This window comes from Microcoleus sp. MON2_D5 (assembly GCF_036701905.1).
GTDB lineage: Bacteria > Cyanobacteriota > Cyanobacteriia > Cyanobacteriales > Microcoleaceae > Microcoleus.
Genome location: NZ_JAUBRM010000179.1, coordinates 1 through 5,406, shown reverse-complemented (window position 1 = coordinate 5,406; position 5,406 = coordinate 1). Strand labels below are relative to the sequence as shown.

Here is a 5,406-nt window from a genome sequence, read left to right as displayed (position 1 = left end):
CGTCTCCGTTGTCGCCGGAAAGGGTGTCCGGGCCTTTGTCACCCCAGATCGAGTCGTTGTCGATGCCACCATAGGCGCTGTCAGGGCCTTTGCCGGAGTAAACGGTGTCGCTGCCTTGAGTGCCTGCAATGGCGTCGCTTGAAGACCCGCCGAAAATCAGGTCACTGTCGTTGTCGGTCAAGTCGATGTTGTTGCCGTTGTCGCCGACTATGGTGTCGGAACCACGATCACCGTACAATGTGTCTCCATTGCGATCGCCAAAAACGCGATCGTCTTGTTTGCCGGAGAACACTACATCGTTGTCTTTGCCACCGTAAACGATGTCGTTGGCCTTACCTGCTGCGATGAAGTCTTGCTGTTGGTCGGCGTAAACGATATCGCTGCCTGCTTCACCTAACACTGTGTCGTCGTCCTCAAATGAGAGAAACAGTTGGTTAGCTTCGTTCCCTGTTAAGGAATCGTTTCCGAGAGTCCCGATGCTGGTGTTTTGGATGTCGATGAGTTGTGCGGCGTTGGAGTCGAAGTTGAGTATTTGCGAAGGCTGGGGTTGGATAAATGTGATGTTCGGGGGCCCTTTCAAGGGGTCGCAACCGCAACTGGTATCCGGTTCGGGTACTCGGTTGAATATAGGGGTTGGTTGGCGCGCGGGCGTTGGTTCCGGCGCTTGTGTTGGTGTTAGTTCCGGGGCGGGCGCGGGTGTTGGTGTTGGAGTTGCAGTTGGTGTTGGTGTTGGTTCCGCTGCAGTTGGTGTTAGTGTGGGTGTTGGTTCCGGTGCAGTTGGTGTTGGTGGTGTTGGCGCGGGCGCGGGTGTTGGTGTTGGTTCCGGTGCAGTTGGTGTTGGTGTTGGCGCAGGCGCGGGTGTTGGTGTTGGTTCCGGTGCAGTTGGTGTTGGTGTTGGCGCAGGCGCGGGTGTCGGCGTCGGTACAGGTGCGGGTGTTGGTGTTGGCGCGGGCGCGGGTGTTGGTGTTGGTGTGGGCGCGGGAATGGCAGTTAAAGTAGCGCTGGCGGGGCTGGTAGCGCCCTGGTTGTCTGTAGCGCTGTAGGTAAAATTTGCGCTGGTAAAGTTGGCTGTCGATTGGAAAAATAATTGGTTAATGTCAGCAGGTGTCAGAATTTGACCAGCAGTGACAATCGTGCCGCCCGTCTCGGGATTGCCTAAAAATATCAGCCCTTCATTTGCTGGTGGCACGGTGTCGATCGTGAAGGATGCGATCGACCCGTCGGGGTCGGTTCCTCCGAGTCCTGCGATCGCCACAGTGCTGCTGGGGGCGATCTCGACGTTGACGTTATTAGCTATCGGTGGTTGGTTTGGCACCGGCAGCAGCGCCGATACAGTAGCGCTGGCGGGGCTGGTAGCGCCCTGGTTGTCTGTAACGCTGTAGGTGAAATTTGCGCTGGTAAAGTTGGCTGTCGATTGGAAAAATAATTGGTTAATGTCAGCAGGTGTCAGAACTTGACCAGCGGCGACAATCGTGCCACCAGTATCGGGATTGCCTAAAAATATCAGCCCTTCACTTGCTGCTGGGACGGTGTTGATGGTGAAGGATGCGATCGACCCGTCGGGGTCGGTTCCTCCAAGTCCTGCGATCGCCACAGCGCTGCTGGGGGCGATTTCGAGGTTGACGTTGTTAGCTATCGGCGGTTGGTTGGCCGGAGTCGGAGTCGGTGCGGGAGTCGGAGTCGGTGCGGGAGTCGGAGTCGGGGCAGAGGCGATGCTGGTGGTAACAGTTGCGCCGGGCTCGCTGCCGTTATTGTTGGCGGGATTCGGGTCATTCGTATTTGAGGTACTTCTTGCCGTGTTGCTGACAGTGCCGGTCGCCGGGACTGGGAATGTGACTCTCCGGCTGACGGTCACGCCGTCACCTAAGCTGGCAATGGGCGGAAAGCTGACAATGCCTGTGGCTGGGTCGTAAATACCGCCGTTGGATGCTGTAACGCCCGTTAAACCGGGAACGATGCTGTCTGTAAGGGTGATGTTGGTGGCGGTATTGGGCCCTCTGTTTTCGGTGAGAATTGTGTAGGTGACAGTCGATCCGGCTGCTGCCGTAGCCGGCCCGGTTTTGAGCGTCACTACATCAGCACTATCGGTAATCGTGGTGGTGACTCGCGCTTCGGGGCTGCTGCCGTTGTTGTTTGCAGGATTCGGGTCTGGACTCGTTGAGGTGCTGCTAGCAGTGTTGGCGACGGTGCCGCCGGTGGCGGGAACTGCGAAACTCACGGTTCTGTTGGTGCTGGCTGCGCTGGCTAGGGATGCGATCGGCGTCCAAGTCACAATACCTGTAGTTTCGTTGTAAGTTCCGCCCTCCGAGACGCTGACTCCTGTTAAACCCGGAACAATGCTGTCCGCGATCGCCACATTGGTTGCCGGACTCGGCCCACTGTTAGCCGCCGTAATTGTGTAGGTGACAGTCGAGCCTGCAGGCGCCGTAGGGGGCCCGCTTTTGACCGTCACTACATCGGCACTATCGGTGATCGTGGTGGTGACTCGCGCCCGCGGGCTGCTGCCGTTGTTGTTGTCGAGATTGGGGTCTGGGCTCGTTGAGGTGCTGCTAGCAGTGTTGGCGATGGCGCTGATGGTGGCAGGAACTGCGAAACTCACGGTTCTGTTGGTGCTGGCTGCGCTGGCTAGGGATGGGATCGGCGTCCAAGTCACAATACCTGTTGTTTCGTTGTAAGTGCCGCCCTCCGAGACGGTGACTCCTGTTAAACCCGGAACGATGGTGTCGGCGATCGCCACATTGGCTGCCGGACTCGGCCCACTGTTGGTTGCCGTAATTGTGTAGGTGACGGTCGAACCCGCAGCCGCAGTAGCGGGCCCGGTTTTGACCGTCACTACATCGGCAAGATCGTTCGTAATAGTGGTCGTGACTCGCGCCTCCGGGCTGCTGCCGCTGTTGTTACCGGGTACGGGATCGATCGTGTTGCTGCTGCTGAATACACTGTTTGTAATAGGGCCGAGTGTAGTTGGGGCCGTAACAGTTACGGTGCGGGTCTCGCTAGCCCCAACAGCTAAATTCGGAATACGCCAGGAGACCAGTCTCGTTGTCGGGTTGAAAGTGCCGTTGGCGTCGGCACTGCCAAATACTGCCCCTCGGGGCAGTTGGTCTTCAACCAGGACGTTTTCGGCCACGTTCGGGCCGTTATTTACTGTCGTAATTGTGTAAGTAATGCTGCTGCCCGGTGCCGCTGCGGCCGGGCCTTTTTTCGTTGTCGCAACATCTGCTGTAGAAGGCGGCACGTCTATAGTTTGGATCGACAAAGTGCGAACGTCGTGAATATTTGTTGCGTCTCCCGTTGAACCAGCAAAACCAAATTTGAATGTTCGAGGGATTGACCCGTTTATGGTCGCTAAATTGGCAATGTCGATAATAGTCTCGCCCACATCTGTAAACGAACCATTATTGTTGAGATCAAAGTTAACAGTGAGACGGTTGGGCGTTGCCGAAGTGGGAGGTTGCAAAATAACTTGAACTCTTCTTCTGGCTAGTTCGCGAGTGGTAGTAATGGCGTTGATCGGCGGACTTACGGGATTGGGAATATTATCTATTCCCCCCGGCACAAAGTTAGAAGTTAAAAACTTATATTGGCTAGCTTCGCTACCTCGAAGCGTTACCGAGTCTGGTCTAATCCCTCCCGGAAGTCCGCCTACACGCCCTTCATCTGGAGTTGAAAAATTTCCGAATTCATCAAATCCAATTCCTAAATAACCTCCGACTAAACCGGCCTGAGTTTCGTCTGTATTTTGGGCGTAGCCGAGAGAACCTCCAAAGCCTCCAGCTTTTGTTGGCGTCACAGTACCGTCAATTAAAAAGAAACTTATGCCGTCCCCTGTCAAATTACTGGGTAAATTCGGACGTGTAGTCCCGTTGTAGGCAAATATATCGAAGACAATTTTAAGGCCGCTGCTGACTGGTACCGGATTGTTATAGATGGCAAAAGTAGATTGGTCAAAACTTCTTGAAGTTAATCTCAAAGCCCCGCTGCCGATCGGGTCGATGTTCAAACCCGGAAAACTCTCCGTTCCGGTTCCTGCGGTTAAAGCTGGAGCCTCTGACGGGCCGCTGACCCCAGATATCCAAGGCCCGATTAGACTTGCGTCTTGAAAACTTTCGTCCACTAAATTAATGAGGACAGCGCTGTAAGTTTCCTGGGTTTTTGTTTCAAATGCTATTGCCGTTTTTACTTGTCCTGCTGTAACATTTAATTGCCAGTTTCCTCCTAATTTTGCACTGCCAATTAGATTGTTAGAAGCCGCTATATTTGCGCCTGTTAATTCTCTCAGCTTCTGCACGAAAGCAATCCCGGATTTTCCTGCCCCCACCTTACACGCTAATAATAAAATATCGGCTTTTTTCCTGAAGGAATTGCGCCACTGTTGCAAATGCCGATCGTACTTTTGCAAGTTTTCATCCTTCAGTATAGTTGACCCCAGTTGCACGGAAGCTTCATTGCCGTGAGCAACTATCTGAAGGCTGGCAATTAAGCTGCGTTTAGCTAGAATCTCGGTAATTTGTTCTACTCCGTCCCGAGTTCGATCGAGGACAATTATCTCTGTCCCAGGTTTGACTCCGCTGGCAAGATGCTGATAATTCTCTACCCTCGGGTCGATGCAAACTAAATGTTTTTCATGTTTAGTCTTGACGCCCCCACTCGCTTTTGTTAAACAGGAAATATATATCGCCCGATCGCTGACTAACGGCGCCCCAATCAAAGAAGCTTTTATGCAGTCGGTGTCGCGGCGATCGCAACTTGATTTGTGAATTGGTGAAGAGTAGTTGCACCCTAAATTTTTCATGAGTTAGATAGCTCCTAGATTTGTTAATTGTCAATCTTCAGTGGTAGATATTATTGTTAATTGCTAATGGGAAACTTTTAATTGCTAATTTCTCGACTTCGCATACTTAACAAGTTCTATTTACTTCGATTTTTTTTTGAGAGACATCTTCCCAAAGTAGCAGTTCGCTATATTTACCTGGTAACTCAGGGGTTTTTTAGCCAATTCAGACGTGGCGCTCAATTATTTTACGATAAAAAAAAAGACCACGATGTACGAAAATACACCGTGTGATTCAATATTATTTACCTAAAAGCAGTTGACAATCGTTCGTGTCTGTAGTTAAATTCGCTTAATTTATCAGACTTTTATTAAGACTTAAGTCTTTATCAACAACCAATTTTAGGGCGGTAAATCAGCGGCATCCCAAATAATCTATATTTCACTCAAAAAATGATTATAAATTTTGTACTCATCAACTTTGTTTTTTGGCTTTTATCAAAAAGAACTGACTCACTAAGAATCAATTTCATTGTCGTTAGTAAGTGGAATCACCTGGCGGGGTGACAACCCCGCCAAAACCCGGAGCGGGTGAGGGGTTGACCGACTTGTGGTAAAAAAAGATAGGTCAG

At 51.8% G+C, this 5,406-nt stretch carries 1 protein-coding gene; it reads right to left on the bottom strand.

All coding sequences use genetic code 11. The annotated features are described in order from the left end of the window. Positions 1-4,795 (bottom strand): DUF4347 domain-containing protein (locus QUA47_RS30130; protein WP_333433520.1); only part of this gene is annotated, 4,795 nt, incomplete at its 3' end. Positions 4,796-5,406: the final 611 nt, after the last annotated feature.